Origin of the sequence: Microcella frigidaquae (assembly GCF_014200395.1) — a bacterium.
In the GTDB taxonomy this organism is placed as follows: domain Bacteria; phylum Actinomycetota; class Actinomycetes; order Actinomycetales; family Microbacteriaceae; genus Microcella; species Microcella frigidaquae.
In genome coordinates this window covers 1,857,745-1,875,774 of sequence record NZ_JACHBS010000001.1, presented here as the reverse complement: position 1 = coordinate 1,875,774, position 18,030 = coordinate 1,857,745, and the positions used below count along the sequence as shown (strand labels likewise).

The following is an 18,030-nucleotide window of genomic DNA, read 5'->3' as shown; positions in this document are numbered from 1 at the left end:
TGAACTGGGGTGAGGGGGTTCGTGGGGGCTAGAGCTTGGTGACCTGGTCGAAGCTGAGCTCGACCGGGGTCTCGCGCTCGAACAGCGAGACGAGCACGGTGAGCTTGCCGCTCTCGGGCTTGATCTCGCTGATCGTGCCGGGGAGGCCCGCGAACGAGCCCTCCTTGATGGTGATCGTCTCGCCGACCTCGAAGTCGATCTCGGCCGGGATGACGCGCGCCGCGACACCGCCGCCCTTCGCCCCGCCCGCCTTGGCCGGAGCCTCGGCGATCTGCACGGTCGACTTCAGCATCTGGAAGGCCTCGTCGAAGCGCAGCGGGGTCGGGTTGTGGGCGTTGCCGACGAAGCCGGTCACGCCGGGCGTGTGGCGCACGACCGACCAGCTGTCCTCGTTGAGGTCCATGCGCACGAGCACGTAGCTGGGGATCCGCACGCGGGTGACGAGCTTGCGCTGACCGTTCTTGATCTCCACGACGTCCTCCATGGGAACCTGCACCTCGTAGATGAAGTCCTCCATGTTCATCGAGATCTTGCGGTTCTCGATGTTCTGCTTCACGCGCTTCTCGAAGCCCGCGTAGGAGTGCACGACGTACCACTTGCCCGGCTTCATGCGCAGCTCGAGCTTGAACTCCTCGTAGGGATCGACCTCAGCCGGGTCGACCTCGGCATCCGCATCCGTCGCCGCCTCGTCGCCCGCCTCGTCGTGCGTGGCCTCGGCGGCCGCCTCGGCCTCGTCGGCCGAGTCGATGTCGAGCGCGTCGTCGACGATGGCGTCGGCCTCCGGGTCGGCGGCGGCCTCGAGCGCGTCGAGCAGGCCGTCGAGGTCGGGCTCGTCGCTCTCGTCGACGACGTGCATGGCGCGGTGCTCGGCGGCGTCGGCCGCGTGCAGGTCGGCGTCGAGGGTGTTGCCCTCCTGAGCCTCGTCCTCCTCCGACGACTGCTCAGCGGCGGTCGAGTAGTCGAGGTCGCTGGGGAGCTTCTCGGTCACAGTGGTCTCTCTCCTTCAGTACGGTGCGGGTGCGGGGGGGCGGGGCTACAGCCCCACCGCCGTCGTTCCGTCACCGAAGATGAACCGCACGAGCCACAGGAACACGATGTCCAGGCCCGAGACGATCGCCATCATGATGATCACGAACACGAGCACGACGAGGGTGTAGGTGACGAGCTCGCGGCGGGTGGGAGTGACCACCTTGCTGAGCTCGCTGATCACCTGGCGCAGGAACAGGGCGATGCGTCCGAAGGGGCCGCGCTTCTCGGCGCGGTCCTTCTTCGCGTTCGCGACGATGTCCTCGCCGGGCTCGTCGATCACATTGCTCACGTGATGCTCTCCTCACGACTCGCGGTCGTCTTCTCGGGTGCTGCTGTGCTTCGCGCCGCGCCCTCCGGGAGCGCTGCGGCGCATGTCACCGCCGTTCCCGGGAGGCTCCCTGAGGAGCCTCCCGGGCCGACGACTCTGCAGGGCGGACAGGACTCGAACCTGCAACCTGCGGTTTTGGAGACCGCTGCTCTACCAATTGAGCCACCGCCCTCTGCGGTGGATGGCTGATCTGCAGGCACGCGAAAGCATGGCAGAGATCAACTACCTCGACCCAGTGTAGGCGACGCGGCGGGCTGCTCCAACCCGAGGGCGCTTCCGTGAGGGCGGACGGGCGGCTCCGGGCGAGCATCCGATGACCGCCACCAGATGCCCGCCCCTAGAATCGCAGGCGTGACCGCCGACTCCGCCCGCATCGCCCGCCGCATCGCCGCCATCGCCGAATCCGCGACCCTCAAGGTCGACGCCCGCGCCAAGGCGCTGAAAGCCGCGGGACGCCCCGTGATCAGCTACGCAGCCGGCGAGCCCGACTTCCCGACCCCCGAGCACATCGTGGAGGCGGCGGTCGCGGCCGCGCGCGACCCGAAGAACCACCGCTACACCCCGGCGGCCGGTCTGCCGGAGCTGCGCGAGGCGGTCGCCGAGAAGACCGCGCGCGACAGCGGGCTCACGGTGCCGGCCAGCCAGGTGATCATCACCAACGGCGGCAAGCAGGCCGTCTTCCAGGCGGTCGCCACGATCGTCGACGAGGGCGACGAGGTGCTGCTGCCCTCGCCGTACTGGACCACCTATCCCGAGGTCATCCGCCTGGCTGGCGGCGTACCCGTCGACGTGTTCGCGGGTGCCGACCAGGACTACCTGGTGACCGTCGAGCAGCTCGAGGCCGCCCGCACCCCGCGCACGAAGGCGATGCTGTTCGTGAGCCCCTCGAACCCGACCGGCTCGGTGTACAGCCCCGAGCAGACGAAGGCCATCGGCGAGTGGGCCCTGCAGCACGGCATCTGGGTGATCAGCGACGAGATCTACCAGGCGCTGACCTACGACGGGGCGCGCGCCGTGTCGATCGTCGAGGCCGTGCCGGAGCTCGCCGAGCAGACCATCCTCGTGAACGGCGTGGCCAAGACCTACGCGATGACCGGCTGGCGCGTGGGCTGGATGGTCGGCCCGACCGACGTCATCGCAGCCGCCTCCAACCTGCAGTCGCACCTGTCGAGCAACGTCGCCAACATCTCGCAGCGCGCCGCGATCGCCGCCCTCACCGGCCCGCAGGATGCAGTGGCGACCATGCGCGAGGCCTTCGACCGCCGCCGGAAGGTCGCCGTCGCCGAGCTCAACCGGATTCCGGGCATGATCACGCCCACGCCGACCGGCGCCTTCTACGTCTACGTCGATGTGGCCGGGCTGCTCGGTCGCGAGTGGAAGGGCTCGACGCCCACTTCCTCGCTCGAGCTCGCCGACCTGATCCTCGAGCACGCCGAGGTCGCGGCGGTGCCCGGCGAGGCCTTCGGGCCGAGCGGCTACCTGCGCTTCAGCTACGCGCTCGGCGACGCCGACCTCCTCGAGGGCATCCAGCGCGTGCAGGCCCTGTTCGGCACGCGGTAGGTCTCAGGCGGCGGGCCGCAGCGCGGCCCGTGCTCCCGTCTCAACGGCGTCGGCAACGCGGTCGAGCGACGACGACCGCAGGCTCCACTGCTGCCAGTACAGCTCGACCTCGATCGGGTCCCCACCGATGAGCACGAGGCGGCCGTCGCTGAGCGCCGCATCGCACTGGGCATCGGGCAGCATCCCCCACCCCGCGCCGAGGTGCACCGCGGCGGCGAACTCCGTCGAGGAGGGGATCACGTGCCGCGGCGGCTCGTCAGGGTCGACTCCGCAGGCTCGGAGGTAACGGTGCTGGAGATCGTCGTGCCGGTCGAACTGCACGAGCGGAGCATCGCGCAGCCAATCGATCCCCGGCCCGCCGCCGTGCCGCGCGACGTAGGCGGGGGTGGCGACCGCACGGTAGCGCATCGACCCCAGCGCCCTCACGACGCAGCCCGCGACCGCCGCGGCCCGTGCGGTCACCGCCGCCATGGCGTCCCCCGACTCGAGCAGCTCTGCGGTGCGGTTCTGATCATCGCGATGCACCTGCACGACGAGGTCGTCGGTGCGGAAGAGAGGGCCGAGGGCCGGCATCAACCAGGTGGCCAGAGAGTCGGCATTGACCGCGACCGTGACGATCGCGACCCCCGTGTCGCCGGCACCGAGCTCCGCCCGTGCCTCCTGCTCGAGAAGCGCGAGCTGTCGAGCGAGCCGCACGATCGTGCGGCCGGCAGGGGTCGGTCGCACGGGCTTCTCGCGCACGAGGAGCACCTGACCCAGCTGGTGCTCGAGCGCCCGAACCCTCTGGCTCACGGCAGATGGCGTCACGCGCAGTCGCCGGGCGGCTGCGTCGAAGGTTCCGAGATCGACGACGGCGAGCACCGTGCGGGCGAGTTCGATCGAGAGTTCCATGAACTGAGGCTAATGGTCATCAAGAATCATTAACTGGAGTGACTGCTGAAGCGACCGTAGGGTCATGGCATGACCGCTCTTCTCGCCGGGCTCGGCCTCGGCCTGTCGCTGATCATCGCGATCGGCGCGCAGAACGTGTTCGTGCTGCGGCAGGGCATCCGACGCGAGCACGTGCTGGCGGTCGTCATCATCTGCGCCGTCTCCGACGCGGTGCTCATCGCCGCGGGGATCGCCGGTCTGGGTGCCGTTCTCGAGGTCGTTCCGTGGCTGATCGACGTCGTGCGCTGGGCGGGCGCGGCCTTCCTCGTCGGGTACGGGATGCTCGCCGCACGCCGCGCCTGGCGCCCCCCTGGCGCACTCACCATCGACAGCGCCCTGCCGCAGTCGGCGGACAGCGCAGCGCCCGCCGGACCGGGCGACGGACGCCCGGCGACCATCGTCGCGGCACCCGCCCGTCTGCGCGGGGTGCTGCTGACGGCGCTCGCCCTGACCTGGCTGAACCCGCACGTGTACCTCGACACGGTGTTCCTGCTCGGGTCGATCGCGAGCACGTGGGAGGACCAGCGCTGGCTGTTCGGCGCGGGCGCGATGCTGGGGAGCGTGCTGTGGTTCACGGCGCTCGGCTTCGGCGCGCGCTACCTCGGACGCTGGCTATCGACCCCGCGGGCGTGGCGCTGGCTCGACGCGGGCATCGCAGTCGTGATGGTCGCGATCGCCGTGTCGCTGGTCTGGCCGCGCTAGCGCGGCCAGCTATCAGCGCAGCGCCGCGCTAGGCGCGGTCAGCTATCCGTTCTGCTCTAGCGCTGCGCGGCGGCGTACGCCTCGCGCACCTCGGCCGGGATGCGGCCGCGGTCGCCGACCGTGTAGCCGTTCTTCTGCGCCCACTCGCGCACCGCGGCGGTGTCACCGCTGGCGGCGGCGCGCTTGCGCGGCGCGGCGCCCGCACGACGGCCGGTCGACCGGGCGCGCGCGATGAACGGTGCGAGGGCATCCCGCAGCGCCTGCTGGTTGGGCCGCCCGAGGTCGATCTCGTAGCTCGCGCCATCGAGCGCGAAGGTGACCGTGCCGCCCTCGCCGGGGCCGATGACGGTGCCGTCGAGGTCGTCGACCAGCTCGGTGGTAATGCGCTTCATGAGAATTCCCCTCGGTATTCGTGTAAACCGCAGTGAGTTTATCGGAAATGTCACGCACTAAACGCAATGGGAATTGCGCATTCCTGCCGTCCACCGATCGGTGGACCCGCGAATCCGCCGGGCGGAGGTACCGCCGACCGCGCCGGCGCGGGATGCTGGAGCCATGACGTCACCTGAGAACGTCGTCGAGGTGCGCGACCTGCGCAAGGCCTACGGCGACCTGACCGCCGTCGACGGCGTGAGCTTCGACATCCACCGCGGCGAGACCTTCGCCCTGCTCGGCCCGAACGGGGCCGGCAAGTCGACCACCATCGAGATCCTCGAGGGGTACCGCGACCGCACGAGCGGTGCCGTGAGCGTGCTCGGCGTCGACCCGCAGAAGGGCGGGCTCGACTGGAAGGCCCGCCTCGGCATCGTGCTGCAGTCGAGCGGCGAGAGCGGCAACGTCACCGTCGCCGAGCAGCTGCGCCACTTCGCGGCGCTGTACCCGAACCCGCGCGACGTCGACGAGGTGATCGCCGCCGTCGGGCTCGAGAGCAAGGCGGGCGCCCTGATCCGCAAGCTCTCGGGTGGGCAGCGTCGCCGCGTCGACGTCGCGGTCGGCATCGTCGGTCGGCCCGAGCTGCTGTTCCTCGACGAGCCGACGACGGGCTTCGACCCCGAGGCGCGCCGGAGCTTCTGGCAGCTGATCCGCACGCTGCAGAGCGAGGGCACGAGCATCCTGCTGACCACCCACTACCTCGACGAGGCCGCCCAGCTCGGCGACCGGGCCGGCATCATCGCGGGCGGCCGCATGGTCGACCTCGCGCCGATCGACGAGATCGGGGGCGCGGATGCCCGCGTGCCGTTCGTGCGCTGGCGCGAGAACGGCACGGTGCACGAGCGGCGCACGCACGCCCCGGCCGCCGTCGTCACCGAGCTCGTCGCCCGCCTCGGCGGCGAGCCCGAGGGCCTCGAGGTGATCCGCCCGAGCCTGGAGGACGTCTACCTCGACCTCGTCGGCCGCGAGCACGCGAGCGACCTGAGCTCGGAGGCCCTGAACGAGACGGAGGCGGCACGATGAGCACAACCACCACGGCGACGCGGCGCCGCGAGAGCCCGCTCGCCCGGGCGGTCCGCCTCGGCGGACTCCGCATCGGCTACGAGGTGCGCGCCTACTTCCGCCAGGGCGACACGGTGTTCTTCACCTTCCTCTTCCCCGTCGTGATGCTGACGATCTTCTCGGTCTCGTTCAGCGAGGCGAGCTTCGGGCAGACCGCCGACGGCGACGAGATCACCGCGGCCTGGTTCTTCCTGCCCGCCATGCTCGCCGCCGGCGTGCTGCTGAGCGGCCTGCAGAACCTGGCGATCGACATCGCCGTCGAGAAGAGCGACGGCACGCTCAAGCGCCTGGCCGGCTCGCCGCTGCCGGTCATGAGCTACTTCATCGGCAAGCTCGGGCAGTCGTTCGTGACCGGTCTGCTGCAGGCGGCCGTGCTCCTGCTGCTCGGCTTCACGGTGTTCCAGGTGCCGTTGCCCGAGGACCCCGCCAATTGGTGGGTGTTCGCCTGGGTGTTCACGCTCGGCGTGCTGTGCTCGGCGATCCTCGGCATCGCCCTGAGCGCGGTGCCGCGCTCCGGCAAGAGCGCGACCGCGGTCGTCATCCCGATCACGCTCGTGCTGCAGTTCATCTCGGGCGTCTACCTGCGGTTCAGCGACCTGCCCGAGTGGCTGCAGAACGTGGCCGCCGTCTTCCCGCTCAAGTGGATGGCCCAGGGCATGCGCAGCGTCTTCCTTCCCGATGAGCTCGTGGTGCTCGAGCAGAACGAGTCGTGGGACCACCCGGGCATCGCGCTCGCGCTCGCCATCTGGCTCGTCGCGGGGCTGATCTTGACGAGCCTCACCTTCCGCTGGATTCGGAAGGACAGCTGAGCGGTGCGCATGACCGCGCGCCGTTGGTGGTGGGTCGCCGTGCTCGGCATGGCGGCCCTCGCTGGCGCGCTCGCCGTGCTGTCGCTGCAGACCCCCTGGCGCCTCGCGCTGGCCCTGACCGGCATCGGGATGCTCATCGCCAGTTGGGCACTGTGGGGTGATCGGCGGGTCATGGCGGGCGAGACCTCCGTCGCTGTGATTCTCGGAGTGGCCCTCGCCGCGGGCACGGCCACCGCGGGCTTCGCCTCCCTCGCCATCCTGCAGGCGATCGCGTACCCGATCGCCTGGGTGTTCAGCAGTAGGCTTCGCGATGCCCTGCTCGCCAACCTCGCCGTCGCGCTCGCGGTCGGCGTCGGGTTCGCAGCGAGCATCGGCACCGAGCCCGACGACCTCCGGCAGATCGTGTTCACGCAGTCGCTGGCCCTGGGGTTCAGCCTGGCTATGGGGTTCTGGATCAGCCGGATGACCGAGCTGGGCGAGGAGCGCGGCCGGCTGCTGGTCGAGCTGCAGGGCGCCCAAGAGCAGATCGCGGCCCTCAACCGGGAGGCCGGGGCCGCGGCCGAGGGCGAGCGCCTAGCCCGTGAGCTGCACGACACGATCGCGCAAGACCTCACCGGCCTCGTCATGCTCGCCCAACGCGCCCGCCGCGAGGCCGCCGCACCCGACGGCACCCTCGCGATGATCGAAGAGGGCGCCCGCGCCGCGCTCGGCGAGACCCGGGCCCTGGTAGCCGCGGGTGCCGCGCTCGACACCGACGGGCTCGGGCTCGATGGCGCCCTGCAGCGGCTGGCCGAGCGCTTCGAACGTGAGACCGGCGTCGCCGTCTCGCTCGCGATCGACGAGGGCGTGGCCCTCTCGCGCGACGCCGAAGTGGTCGTGCTGCGGTGCGCACAGGAGGCCCTGAGCAACGCCCGCAAGCACGCCCGAGCTCGCCAAGTCGTGCTGGATGTCGGCATCGCGGAGGGCGGCCCGGAGCGTCGCATTCGGCTCACCGTGAGCGATGACGGCATCGGGTTCGACCCCGACAGCGCTCCCGCCGGGTTTGGCCTGAGCGGCATGAACGAACGCCTCGCACTCGTCGGCGGCACGCTCCGGGCGACGAGCGCGCCCGGGGCCGGGACGGTCATTGTGGCCGAGCTGCCGGCGAGCATCCCGAACCCCACCGGGGCGTCGACGATGGAGGCCCCGCGGTGAGCGGCGCGCAGAACGGGATTCGCGTGCTCGTCGCCGACGACCATGCCGTCGTGCGCGCGGGCATCGTCGCGCTTCTCGCCAGCGAACCCGACATCACCGTGATCGGCGAGGCCTCCGACGGCGAGCAGGCGGTCGAGCGAGCTCTCACCCTGCGTCCCGACGTGGTGGTCATGGACGTGCGGATGCCGGGACTGACCGGCGACGCGGCCACGGCCCGCATCCGCGAGCACGACACCGCGGTACGTGTGCTCGTGCTGACCACGTACGAGTCCGACGCGAGCATCCTCGCCGCCATCGAGGCGGGGGCGAGCGGCTACCTGCTCAAGGCGGCGCCGGCCGAAGAACTCATCGCCGGCGTGCGGTCGGTCGCGGCAGGCGAGGTGGCGCTGTCGCCCGCGATCGCGACGCAGCTGGTGTCACGGATGCGCGCTCCCACCCCGTCCTCCCTCACCCCGCGCGAGACCGAGGTGCTGCGGCTCGTCGCCGAGGGCCTCTCGAACCGCGCGATCGGCGAGCGCCTGTTCGTCGGTGAGGCGACCGTGAAGACCCACCTGCTGCGGGCCTTCGAGAAGCTCGGAGTGAACGACCGCACGCGGGCGGTCACCCTGGCGATGGAGCGCGGTCTGCTCTAGCAGGGCCCGCCCGGAGGCGCCGCGGGGTGCGGCCTACAGGCTCAGCCCGACGAGCACCGGCTCGGGGTGCAGCAGCACGCCGTACGCGCTGAGCACGCGGGTTTGGATGTACCGAGCGAGCTCGGCGACCTCGGCAGCCGTCGCGCGCCCGCTGGCGTTCGTGAGGGCGAGGGTGTGCTTCGACGACACGGATGCGCCCGAGCCCGGCAGGGCGAAGCCGCGCGCGATGCCGGCATGCTCGATCAGCCAGGCGGCGCTGAGCTTCACGGTGCCCTCGGTCACCGGCGGTGGAGCCGCCGGCTCCTCGCCGAGCGGCACGGCGACGGGGCTCAGCTCCGGCTGCTGCGGCCAGCGTGGAGCGTCGGCGGGCAGGGTGCGGGCGAAGCTCTCGCGGACGATCGGGTTGGTGAAGAACGAGCCGGCGCTGCGCGACTGCGGGTCGTCAGCATCGAGCACCATGCCCTTGCTCGCGCGCAGGCGGAGGGTGGCGGCGCGCACGCCGGCGAGCGGGGCGCGGTCTCCCACGGCGACCCCGAGCGCCTCAGCGAGCTGCGCGTAGGCGACCGGGCGACTGAGGCCCGCCGGGTCGTGCTCGAGGGCGAGGTCGACGCTCAGCACGACTGCCCGCCAGCCCTGCTTGATCACACTGGTGCGGTAGCCGAGCTCGAGAGCCGGCGCCGGGATGCTGCGGCGCTCGCCCGTGTCGAGGTCGAGCACCTCGACGGCGACGAGGCTCTCGGCGACCTCCTGCCCGTAGGCGCCGATGTTCTGGATGGGAGCGGCGCCGGTCGAGCCGGGGATGCCGCTGAGCGCCTCCATGCCGGCCCAGCCCTGCTCGACGGTGTGCGCCACGACCGAATCCCAGGGCTCGCCCGCCTGCACGCGCAGACGCACCGGTCGCGGCGAGCCGACCGCATCCGGAAGCCGCTCGATGCCACGGGTCGCAACGCGCACGACGGTTCCGTCGAACCCCGCGTCGGCGACGAGCACGTTCGAGCCACCGCCGAGCACGAGCCAGGGCTCGCCATCGGCCTCCGCCGCGAGCACGGCCTCGACCAGCTCGTCGGCGGTGGTCGCGGTGACGAGACGCTCGGCCGGTCCACCGACGCCGAGCGTCGTGAGGTCGGCGAGACGCATCAGAGCAGCATCCGTATTCAGGCCAGGGGCGTGACGCGCACGTGCGCCTTGCCGAGCACCGTCTGGTCGTCGCACACGGCGGTGAGGTCGATGCGCGCACCCGCGTCGTCGAGCGCGCCGACCGTGGCCGTCACGGTGACGGTCGCGCCGTGCTGGGGGTCGACGACGACCGGCCGGGTGAATCGCACCTGGTAGTCGCTGACCCAGCCCGCCGACCCGAGCCAGTCGACGACCGGCTGCACGGCGAGGCCCATGGTGAGCATGCCGTGCGCCAGCACGCCGGGCAGGCCGACGGCGGCCGCCACGTCGTCGCGGTAGTGGATCGCGTTGAAGTCGCCGCTCGCGCCCGCGTAGCGCACGAGGCTGTCGCGGCTGATCGGGAAGGCGCGCTCGGCGACGACCTGGCCGACCTCGAGACCGTTCAGGATGCTCACGCGTCCTCCCCCCGGATCACGAGCGTCGACACGCTCGTGACGACGTGCTCGCCGCGCGCGTCGACCATGCTCGACTCGCTCGTCACCATGCTGTTGCCGCCCAGCGTCTTGATGCTCGTCACGCGAAGCGTGGCGGTGAGCTCGTCGCCGGCGACGATCGGGCGCGAGTAGGTGAACCGCTGGTCGCCGTGCACGACGCGGCTGAAGTCGATGCCCGCGTCGGGCTCGGCCAGCAGCCGCTGAAGGGTCGCCTCGGCGATGACGATCGGAAAGGTCGGGGGCGCCACGACGTCGGCGAAGCCGGCGGCGCGGGCCGCCTCCGGGTCGTGGTGCAGGGGAGCGGTGGCGAACACGGCGCGCGCGAACTCGCGCACCTTCTCGCGACCGACGAGGTAGGGGGCCGCCGAGGGGAAGGCGCGCTCGACGAGATCGGGGTTCACGGGCACCCGCCCAGTCTAGGCGGGCGCCTCAGAGCAGGGTGGTGATCAGAGCAGGGTGGTGATCAGAGCAGGGTGGTGATCAGAGCAGGGTGGTGATCAGAACAGGGTGGTGCCGAGCAGGCGGTCGACCATCGACCGCCCGAGGGCGCGCTCGGCCGCGTGCCCCCGGCTCTCGCCGCGCACCATCAGCTCGAGCGCGCGCGTCGCCGCGACCGCCCGCAGGGCGAGGTCGTCGCGCTCGGTCGGGGTGCGGCCGTAGCCGTGCAGGAAGGCGGCGCGCAGCCAGGGCTCGTCGCGCCACGGACCGAACTCGAGCCAGAGCAGGTCGACGATGCGCGGCTCGAACTCGAGGTGCGAGAAGTCGATGAGGCGCACGTGCCCGCCCGGGTCGATGATCCAGTGCCGGGCGGTCAGCTGTCGGTGCGCCGGAACATGGTCGAGCTCGCCGATGTCGAGGGCGGCAGCGACGTGCTGGCGCAGCAGGTGGCGCTCGGCGGCGAGGCGCTCGGCCCGCTCGTCGAGGCCGTCGAGGCCGTCACCCCACAGCTCGTCCGCGGCGCGGCTCCAACGCTCGAACTCGGCGGCGATCATGGGGCCGAAGCGACCGTGACGGCGCGGCGGCTCGGCGTCATGCAGGCGCCGCACAAGCTCGCCGAGGCGCATGTGGACGTCGGGGTCGCGCTCGTGCGGCGTGCCGGCCGCGGGCTCTCCGAGCAGCCGCGAGAGCGTCACCATGCGCAGCGAAGGCTCGGTGATCACGATGCGCGGGGCGTCCCCGCCGAGCGCCGCGGCGTACTGCGCCAGGGCTTCGGATTCGCGGCGGTGCGGGCCCGCATCCCGATGCCATTTGACGACCGCCTGCTCGCCGCCGCGGGTCACGACGTGCAGCACGCGCGAGAGACGGTGCGCGCCGGTGTGCTCGGCGACGACGTCGACGGGGCCGAGCGTGCGGTGCACACGGTCGAGAACCTCGGCATCGCTGGCGAGTCGGGGGCGCGCATCGGTGACGGCGCCCAGGGCGACCGAGGCATCCGGGCCCATGGCGCCGCTCACCGCCTCGATGCTCATCGCGCGCTCCTCCCTGCGAGACCCTGTGCTTAAGCGAGACCCCGGTGCGCCGTCAGTGGCGGACCGGGGTCTCGGATGATGTCGTCAGCGTGCGGCTACTGGCAGCTCTCGCACTGCAGCAGGTCCATCGGGTCGACGGGCACGGCGTAGCCGCCAACGGTCTCGTTGTCGTTGTCCATGACGGACCTCCTCTGGTGGTGAATCCTCCGCCCGTGGCGGCTGGGCCTTCACTATATAACGGGAATCACACGCCTGTCATTCCCCTAGATGTTGTGTTTTCGGCGTGTCGCGATCGATTCCGCGGGGATGCTCGCGCCGCGGCTCGCAGCGTCGCGCCAGGCGCGCCCTCAGGCGCGAGGCCTACCCTGGAGGCACCCCTTCCCTCCGCCGCGAGAGTGATCATGCGCTTCTGGCCCGCTTCTGCCCCCGTGGTCGGCACGCGACCGCCGGAGCTGCCGCGCGACCTGCGCCACCAGATCGATGAGGGGTACCTCGTCGCCGTGGCAGCGCTGCGGCTCGCGGTGAAGAACGGCGTCATTCGGCGCATCCTGGGCGATGGCGTCGACTGGAACGAGGAGGAGGCGCTCGCGCTCGCCCGGGAGGCCATCGAGACCCTCATCAGCGAGCAGCGCGCGGGAGCGGTGCGGCTGTCGGAGGAGAGCGTGCGCGCCGCACCGACGGCGCGCGAGACGCGCCGGGCGTCGTCGAAGCGCGACCGCGCGAAAGTGCGCCGCAAGCGCGAGGAGGCCGACCGGCTCGCCGCCCGCAGCCGCACCCTGCGAGGAGTCGTCGAGAAGCTGGAGGCGGCACGCGCCGACGAGGACTTCCTGCACGAGCTCGCCATGCGGGCCCGCGAGGAGACCCTCGGCGAGCTCATGCAGGCGCGGCTGATTCCCCGCGCACCGGTCATCGAGCAGACCGAGGAGGAGCGCCGCGAATCGATCGCGGGCGTGCTCGCCGACCTGCAGCGGCTCATGGACGAGCGAACGGGCTACTGAGCATTCCCTGAAACGGTAGCGAGGGCGGGACTCGAACCCGCGACACCACGATTATGAGCCGTGTGCTCTAACCACCTGAGCTACCCCGCCGGGCAGAACTCCCCGCGAGGAGGAGGTTCAGAGCCCCGAGTCAGGATTGAACTGACGACCCCTTCCTTACCATGGAAGTGCTCTGCCACTGAGCTATCGGGGCGCGACCGCTCGCCGCATCCGGCGAAAGGCACCAGAGAAGATTAGCACCTGACGCAGGCCTCTCCGAACCGGTCTCCCCGCCAGAATCACCGGGATCCCGCTATGGAACCGATTCCACTTTTCGCTCCGGGGTGCCATAGGGTGGCGGAATGTCGAACGAGTCCACCACCTCGATCCTGCACACCGCCGTCGACCACCGCCGCTCCAGCGCACCGGGCCAGGAGTGGTGGCGATCGGCCGTGATCTACCAGATCTACCCGCGCTCGTTCGCCGATGCGAGCGGGGACGGCATCGGCGATCTCGCCGGCATCACCGAGCGCCTGCCCGCGCTGCGCGAGCTCGGCGTCGATGCCGTGTGGCTCTCGCCGTTCTTCCGCTCGCCGCAGCGCGACGCCGGCTACGACGTCAGCGACTACTGCGACGTCGACCCGATCTTCGGAACTCTGGGCGACTTCGACGCCCTGCGCGACCGCGCGCACGAACTCGGACTGCGAGTCATCGTCGACCTCGTGCCCAATCACTGCTCGAGCGACCACCCGTGGTTCCAGGAGGCGCTGGCCGCTGGCCCCGGATCACCGGAGCGCGACCGGTTCATGTTCCGCGAGGGTCGCGGCGAGCACGGCGAACTGCCGCCCAACAACTGGCAGTCGATCTTCGGGGGCAACGCGTGGACCCGCGTGGTCGAGGCCGACGGGACGCCCGGCCAGTGGTATCTCCACATCTTCGACAGCTCGCAGCCCGACTTCAACTGGAAGAACCCCTGGGTGTGGGAGCAGTTCCGGCAGATCCTCCGGTTCTGGCTCGACCGCGGCGTGGACGGGTTCCGCGTCGACGTCGCTCACGGACTCATGAAGAAGGAGGGTCTGCCGGATATCGCGGAGGCCGGGGCGGGCGAGAGCCTCGCCGAGGGCATGATGAAGCCCGACGAGGTCCCCTACTGGGCGCAGCCCGAGGTGCACGACGTCTACCGCGACTGGCACCGCGTGCTCGCCGAGTACGAGGGCGACCGAGTACTGTGCGCCGAGGCCTGGGTCGAGCCGCTGGCCAAAGCCGCGCTCTGGGTGCGCCCGGACGAGATGCACCAGGCGTTCAACTTCAGCTATCTGGGCACGCCCTGGGAGGCTCCGCGCCTGCGGTCGGTGATCGACGAGTCGATCGCCGCGTTCCAGAGCGTCGGGGCCCCCAGCACCTGGGTGCTGTCGAACCACGACGTCGTGCGCCACACCAGCCGGTACGGCCTGAGCACCTACGGCGCCGCCCCCGCGAGCGGGATCGGCCCGCGCACGGAGGACAAGCCGGATGAGGTGCTGGGCCTCAGGCGCGGCCGCGCCGCCTCGTCCCTGATGCTCGCTCTGCCGGGCAGCGCCTACCTCTACCAGGGCGAGGAGCTCGGTCTGCCCGAGGTCATCGAGCTCGACGACCACGTGCGCGAGGACCCGACGTTCCACCGCACCAACGGAGAGGTCTACGGCCGCGACGGCTGCCGCGTGCCGATCCCGTGGGAGACCGCCGCCCCGGCCTTCGGATTCAGCGGCTCCGGGGAGAGCTGGCTCCCGCAGCCGGCGACCTTCGCCCGGTTCGCGCGCGACGTGCAGCGCGGCAACCCCGCCTCGACTCTCGAGCTCTACCGCGCGGCGCTGTCGCTGCGGGCTCAGCACGAACTGGGAAGCGGCGCGGTCGAGTGGCTGCCGGGCTACGGCGACGACGTCGTGGCTCTGCGCAACCGCTCGGTCATCGTCATCGCCAACCTGGGCGCGGAGCCGGTCGCGCTGCCGGAGGGCGCGCTGCTGCTGGCCAGCAACCCGCTCGAGGGCGGCATGGTGCCGACCGACACCACGGTCTGGATCGCCGCCGACTGATCACCGCTTCGACCGAATGGTCGGGGATGCGCAGCGCGGGTCGGGGTTCACCTCGGCCCGCGCTTCCGCGTGCGGGAGGGTCAGCCGGCGTTGGCCTTCAGCCAGGCGAAGGGGTCGATCGCCACATCGTCGACGTGGATCTCGAGGTGAAGGTGCGCGCCGGTCGACAGACCCGTGTTGCCGACGGCGCCGACGATCTCGCCCGCGACCACCGTGTCGCCCACGGCGAGAACCGAGCTGTTGTCGATCATGTGCGCGTACCTCGACATGACCTTCTGGCCGTTGATGACGTGCTCGATCTCGACGCGGTAGCCGTAGCCCACGCTGCGGCCCACGGCGATGACGATGCCGTCGGCGATCGCGCCGACGGGGGCGCCGTATCCGGCATCGATGTCGAGGCCGCGGTGATAGGTGGAGCACCCGTAGCAGGGGGCTGCACGCTCGCCGAACGCGGAGGTGATCGGCGCCGCGAAGGGGAAGGGCCAGCGGATGGCGCCGCTGCCGGACGCCGTGTACGCGTAGTTGGTGCTGCCGTAGCGGAGTCGGAGCATCTCGGCGTAGGTGGTGACGCCCCACTCGTCGCGTGAGGCGGCCGCGGTGGCGAGATCCTCGGACATCTCGCCCTCGATGGCCTGCGCCTCGACGTCGAGCTGCTCAGCGGTCGTCGCAGCCTCGGTCGACGGCAGCGAGGAGAAGGCGAGGGAGGCGGGGGTCGACTCCGGGTCGAACAGGGCGTTGGCGGGAACCGTCGTCCCGACGAGGAGCATCGCGACGCTGGCCATGACCAGGGCCGGGAATCCCTTGCTCGCGATCGCGCGACCCATGGAGGCTCCGGAGACGCGGGGCGCGGCTGCGGCGGCGGAGGCCGCCGACGTGCGGGGCGCCGCGGAACGAGGGCCCGCGGCCTGGCGGCGACCGTGCGGAGCGGCGGACGGCGCGGTGCGGGCATCCGCCTCGGGGCGGGCGGAGAGACGAGGGGCGCGGCGGCTGCGGGCAGCGTCGGCGCGCTCAGCCTCGCGGTGAGCACGACGAGTGCCGGACGGAGCGGCGGCCGCAGCGGGAAGGACTGGCCCGGCGGGCTGGGCCACGACCACTGCTCCGGCCGTGGGAGCCGCCTCGGCCTCGGCTCCGGAGGCACGGTTCGCGAGGTCGCGGAACCACTCCTCTGCGGAGGGGGTCGCCGTCGGCTCGGAGCCGGCCGGCGGCCAGGAAGTCTGTTCGGTCACGGTGTCAGTCAGTCTCGTCCAGGTGGTCAGGAGGCGACCCTCGCCCGGCTCCGAGGAGCCTCGGGAGGGCAGGGGGTACCGCTGACGCGAATATCACGGATTGGTAAAGGGTAACCGCCCCGGGCCCGGAACGAAAGTCCGCGAACGAGACTCACGGGCGATCCTTGCTCGCGGCGGCAGTCTCGTCGGCCTCGCCGGGCACCGCCCCGACCGCGTCCAGCACGCCGTCCAGGGCCTCCGCGACATCGGGATGCGCGGCCAGGAGGAAGCGATGATCGGGTCGTCCGCCCCCAATGCCGGTGACCCGTGCCCCTGCCTCCGCGGCGATCAGCGCCCCCGCCGCGTGGTCCCACGGATTCAGCGTGCGCTCGAAGTAGGCGTTCACCCGACCGCTCGCCACGGCGCACAGGTCGAGCGACGCCGTGCCCATGCGGCGGACATCCCGGACCATCGGCAGGAGCCGGGCGACGGCCGCCCCCTGCTCGGCCCGGGTCTCGGAGCGGTAGGCGAATCCGGTGGCGATCAGGGCCTCGGCCAGCGGCACGGGCGGGGCGACCGCGATCGCACGTTCGCCGAGCTGGGCACCGCCGCCGGCCGTCGCGGAGAACAGCTCGCCCGTGGCGGGATTCACGACGACGCCGGCGAGCGCCGTCCAGGTGTGCGGGTCGGCCTCGCCCTCGACGACCGCGATGCTCACCGCGTAGTGCGGGATGCCGTACAGGAAGTTGACGGTCCCGTCGATCGGATCGACCACCCAGGTGAGGCCGGTCGTGCCGCCTCCACCCCCCGACTCCTCGCCGAGGAAGCCGTCGCCGGGGCGCAACTCGGCGAGGCGCCCGCGGATCAGCGACTCGGCATCGCGGTCGACTTGCGTGACGACATCCACCGGCGACGACTTGCGGTCGGCGACCTCGACGGCACCGCGACGGGCCTCGACGACCAGCTGGCCGGCCTCGAGGGCGATCGCGCGCGCCACCGAGAGCAACTCGGCGGTGGCGCGGGGTGATGGTGACATGGTGGCGAGTGAGGGATTCGAACCCCCGAAGGCTACGCCGGCTGATTTACAGTCAGATCCCTTTGGCCGCTTGGGTAACTCGCCCGGAGCGCTCCCGACCGGTGTGCTCACCGACCGGACGCGCTCGTCAAGAATACAAGAGCGGCGGGGTGCCTGTGACCACGGCGCTCAGTCCCCGTTCCGGCCCGTCCGCTCAGCCGCTGCGGAGTACTGCGCCGCGGCGGTAGCGACCGCATCCAGGTAGGCGGGGTCGCCGTTGTAGGCCGCGATGCCCGTGCGCCACGACTGCTCATCCCCGAGAGTCGGCGTCGCGCGGCACAGGTAGTTGGCGGCCGCGAGCGCGGCATCGTCGATGTTGTGCGGGTCGGCGACGCCGTCGGCGCTGGCGTCGACGGCCCAGTTGCGCCAGCTCTGCGGGATGAACTGCATCGGCCCGATCGCCCGGTCGAACTCGGCATCGCCGTCGAGAGTTCCGCCGTCGCTGTCGGCGATGAGCGCCGTGCTGCCGCCGTCGAGCGCGACGCCCACGATCGGCGGGCTGACGGTGCCGTCGGCGGCGATGGATGATCCACCGTGGCTTCCGTGGCGCGACTCGACCCAGCCGATCGCGGCGAGGGTGTTCCAGCCGAGGGCGCAGTCGGGGCGCTCGGCGTGCTTGGCGAGCGCGGCGCCGGCATAGGCGGCGAGGGCGCGCTCGGGGATTCCCGCGGCCCCGGCCACCGCGCTCACCCACGCGGGGTCGGGGCGGGTGGAGGTTCCGGGGCGGTCGCGGTCGGGGTCCTCCGCGGGCAGCGGCGCCGGCGCCGCCCACCGGGGAGCGAAGTCGGCGGCGGGCTGCGCGGGAGCATCCGGCCCGCTGCCGGCCAGGCGCGGAGCGAGCCCGACGCCGACCACGATGGCCGCGGCGGCGAGCACGGCCGCGGCGATCAGCGCGACGTGCGTGCGGCGGAGACTCATGCGTCCAGCCCAGCACGCTCTCCTCT

The 18,030-nt window shown here is 71.6% G+C and carries 19 protein-coding genes and 4 tRNA genes; 8 read left to right on the top strand and 15 right to left on the bottom strand.

Annotated features, from left to right (window positions below; translation table 11 throughout):
- Positions 1 to 28: 28 nt before the first annotated feature.
- The 3 genes from nusG to BJ959_RS09270 all read right to left on the bottom strand — a co-directional run bounded on the left by nusG (position 29) and on the right by BJ959_RS09270 (position 1,529).
- On the bottom strand, positions 29 to 988 hold the full coding sequence (gene nusG / locus BJ959_RS09280; RefSeq protein WP_153982224.1) for a transcription termination/antitermination protein NusG: 960 nt from the start codon (positions 986 to 988) through the stop codon (positions 29 to 31).
- Positions 989 to 1,033: 45 nt separating this feature from the next.
- Entirely contained in the window at positions 1,034 to 1,318 is a 285-nt protein-coding gene (secE, locus tag BJ959_RS09275; protein ID WP_341799932.1) for a preprotein translocase subunit SecE, read from the bottom strand.
- A 138-nt stretch (positions 1,319 to 1,456) separates the two neighbouring features.
- A tRNA-Trp gene (locus BJ959_RS09270) sits at positions 1,457 to 1,529 on the bottom strand.
- A gap of 155 nt (positions 1,530 to 1,684) precedes the next feature.
- Between BJ959_RS09270 and BJ959_RS09265 the strand changes: the two genes are divergently transcribed.
- Positions 1,685 to 2,917: a pyridoxal phosphate-dependent aminotransferase gene (locus tag BJ959_RS09265; protein ID WP_153982225.1), complete on the top strand. Its 1,233-nt coding sequence runs from the start codon at positions 1,685 to 1,687 to the stop codon at positions 2,915 to 2,917.
- A gap of 3 nt (positions 2,918 to 2,920) precedes the next feature.
- Here BJ959_RS09265 and BJ959_RS09260 read toward each other — a convergent pair whose 3' ends face one another.
- The gene (locus tag BJ959_RS09260) at positions 2,921 to 3,808 is read right to left on the bottom strand and encodes a LysR family transcriptional regulator ArgP (protein WP_153982226.1); all 888 of its coding nucleotides are present in this window, start codon (positions 3,806 to 3,808) and stop codon (positions 2,921 to 2,923) included.
- 69 nt (positions 3,809 to 3,877) lie between these two features.
- Between BJ959_RS09260 and BJ959_RS09255 the strand changes: the two genes are divergently transcribed.
- Positions 3,878 to 4,549, top strand: a complete 672-nt coding sequence (locus BJ959_RS09255) for a LysE/ArgO family amino acid transporter (RefSeq protein WP_153982227.1) — start codon at positions 3,878 to 3,880, stop codon at positions 4,547 to 4,549.
- A gap of 56 nt (positions 4,550 to 4,605) precedes the next feature.
- Here the strand turns inward: BJ959_RS09255 and BJ959_RS09250 are convergent, their stop codons facing one another.
- The gene (locus BJ959_RS09250) at positions 4,606 to 4,941 is read right to left on the bottom strand and encodes a histone-like nucleoid-structuring protein Lsr2 (protein ID WP_153982228.1); all 336 of its coding nucleotides are present in this window, start codon (positions 4,939 to 4,941) and stop codon (positions 4,606 to 4,608) included.
- Between the two features lie 163 nt (positions 4,942 to 5,104).
- Between BJ959_RS09250 and BJ959_RS09245 the strand changes: the two genes are divergently transcribed.
- Genes BJ959_RS09245 through BJ959_RS09230 form a run of 4 tightly spaced genes read left to right on the top strand, consistent with a single transcriptional unit; the run spans position 5,105 to position 8,678 of the window.
- The gene (locus BJ959_RS09245; protein WP_153982229.1) at positions 5,105 to 6,004 is read left to right on the top strand and encodes an ABC transporter ATP-binding protein; all 900 of its coding nucleotides are present in this window, start codon (positions 5,105 to 5,107) and stop codon (positions 6,002 to 6,004) included.
- Positions 6,001 to 6,852: an ABC transporter permease gene (locus BJ959_RS09240; protein WP_183321961.1), complete on the top strand. Its 852-nt coding sequence runs from the start codon at positions 6,001 to 6,003 to the stop codon at positions 6,850 to 6,852. The genes BJ959_RS09245 and BJ959_RS09240 overlap by 4 nt, the downstream gene beginning before the upstream one ends.
- A 9-nt stretch (positions 6,853 to 6,861) precedes the next feature.
- The gene (locus BJ959_RS09235) at positions 6,862 to 8,046 is read left to right on the top strand and encodes a sensor histidine kinase (RefSeq protein ID WP_153982231.1); all 1,185 of its coding nucleotides are present in this window, start codon (positions 6,862 to 6,864) and stop codon (positions 8,044 to 8,046) included.
- Positions 8,043 to 8,678: a response regulator gene (locus BJ959_RS09230; RefSeq protein ID WP_341799934.1), complete on the top strand. Its 636-nt coding sequence runs from the start codon at positions 8,043 to 8,045 to the stop codon at positions 8,676 to 8,678. The genes BJ959_RS09235 and BJ959_RS09230 overlap by 4 nt, the downstream gene beginning before the upstream one ends.
- 33 nt (positions 8,679 to 8,711) lie before the next feature.
- On the opposite strand, the gene BJ959_RS09225 is transcribed toward BJ959_RS09230, so the two are convergent.
- The 4 genes from BJ959_RS09225 to BJ959_RS09210 all read right to left on the bottom strand — a co-directional run bounded on the left by BJ959_RS09225 (position 8,712) and on the right by BJ959_RS09210 (position 11,757).
- On the bottom strand, positions 8,712 to 9,815 hold the full coding sequence (locus tag BJ959_RS09225; protein ID WP_153982232.1) for a UDP-N-acetylmuramate dehydrogenase: 1,104 nt from the start codon (positions 9,813 to 9,815) through the stop codon (positions 8,712 to 8,714).
- Between the two features lie 17 nt (positions 9,816 to 9,832).
- On the bottom strand, positions 9,833 to 10,240 hold the full coding sequence (locus BJ959_RS09220; protein ID WP_153982276.1) for a MaoC/PaaZ C-terminal domain-containing protein: 408 nt from the start codon (positions 10,238 to 10,240) through the stop codon (positions 9,833 to 9,835).
- Between the two features lie 5 nt (positions 10,241 to 10,245).
- Positions 10,246 to 10,695, bottom strand: a complete 450-nt coding sequence (locus BJ959_RS09215) for an FAS1-like dehydratase domain-containing protein (RefSeq protein ID WP_153982233.1) — start codon at positions 10,693 to 10,695, stop codon at positions 10,246 to 10,248.
- Between the two features lie 90 nt (positions 10,696 to 10,785).
- Positions 10,786 to 11,757, bottom strand: coding sequence for an aminoglycoside phosphotransferase/kinase family protein (locus BJ959_RS09210; RefSeq protein WP_153982234.1), 972 nt, complete (start codon positions 11,755 to 11,757; stop codon positions 10,786 to 10,788).
- A gap of 401 nt (positions 11,758 to 12,158) precedes the next feature.
- Between BJ959_RS09210 and BJ959_RS09205 the strand changes: the two genes are divergently transcribed.
- Positions 12,159 to 12,755 (top strand): hypothetical protein, encoded by a 597-nt coding sequence (locus BJ959_RS09205; protein WP_153982235.1) that lies wholly within the window; start codon positions 12,159 to 12,161, stop codon positions 12,753 to 12,755.
- Between the two features lie 16 nt (positions 12,756 to 12,771).
- Here the strand turns inward: BJ959_RS09205 and BJ959_RS09200 are convergent.
- Both BJ959_RS09200 and BJ959_RS09195 read right to left on the bottom strand, forming a co-directional pair.
- Positions 12,772 to 12,845 (bottom strand) — tRNA-Met (locus BJ959_RS09200).
- 31 nt (positions 12,846 to 12,876) lie between these two features.
- A tRNA-Thr gene (locus BJ959_RS09195) sits at positions 12,877 to 12,948 on the bottom strand.
- A gap of 148 nt (positions 12,949 to 13,096) precedes the next feature.
- On the opposite strand from BJ959_RS09195, the gene BJ959_RS09190 reads away from it, so the two are divergent.
- Complete coding sequence (locus BJ959_RS09190; RefSeq protein WP_153982236.1) at positions 13,097 to 14,806, top strand: glycoside hydrolase family 13 protein; 1,710 nt, start codon at positions 13,097 to 13,099, stop codon at positions 14,804 to 14,806.
- Positions 14,807 to 14,886: 80 nt separating this feature from the next.
- On the opposite strand, the gene BJ959_RS13030 is transcribed toward BJ959_RS09190, so the two are convergent.
- The 4 genes from BJ959_RS13030 to BJ959_RS09170 all read right to left on the bottom strand — a co-directional run bounded on the left by BJ959_RS13030 (position 14,887) and on the right by BJ959_RS09170 (position 18,004).
- Entirely contained in the window at positions 14,887 to 16,032 is a 1,146-nt protein-coding gene (locus BJ959_RS13030; protein ID WP_153982237.1) for a peptidoglycan DD-metalloendopeptidase family protein, read from the bottom strand.
- A 151-nt stretch (positions 16,033 to 16,183) separates the two neighbouring features.
- Positions 16,184 to 17,047, bottom strand: coding sequence for an inositol monophosphatase family protein (locus BJ959_RS09180; RefSeq protein ID WP_153982238.1), 864 nt, complete (start codon positions 17,045 to 17,047; stop codon positions 16,184 to 16,186).
- Positions 17,047 to 17,131, bottom strand: a tRNA-Tyr gene (locus BJ959_RS09175). The genes BJ959_RS09180 and BJ959_RS09175 overlap by 1 nt, the downstream gene beginning before the upstream one ends.
- 84 nt (positions 17,132 to 17,215) lie before the next feature.
- Entirely contained in the window at positions 17,216 to 18,004 is a 789-nt protein-coding gene (locus tag BJ959_RS09170) for a lytic transglycosylase domain-containing protein (protein WP_153982239.1), read from the bottom strand.
- Between the last annotated feature and the right edge of the window lie 26 nt (positions 18,005 to 18,030).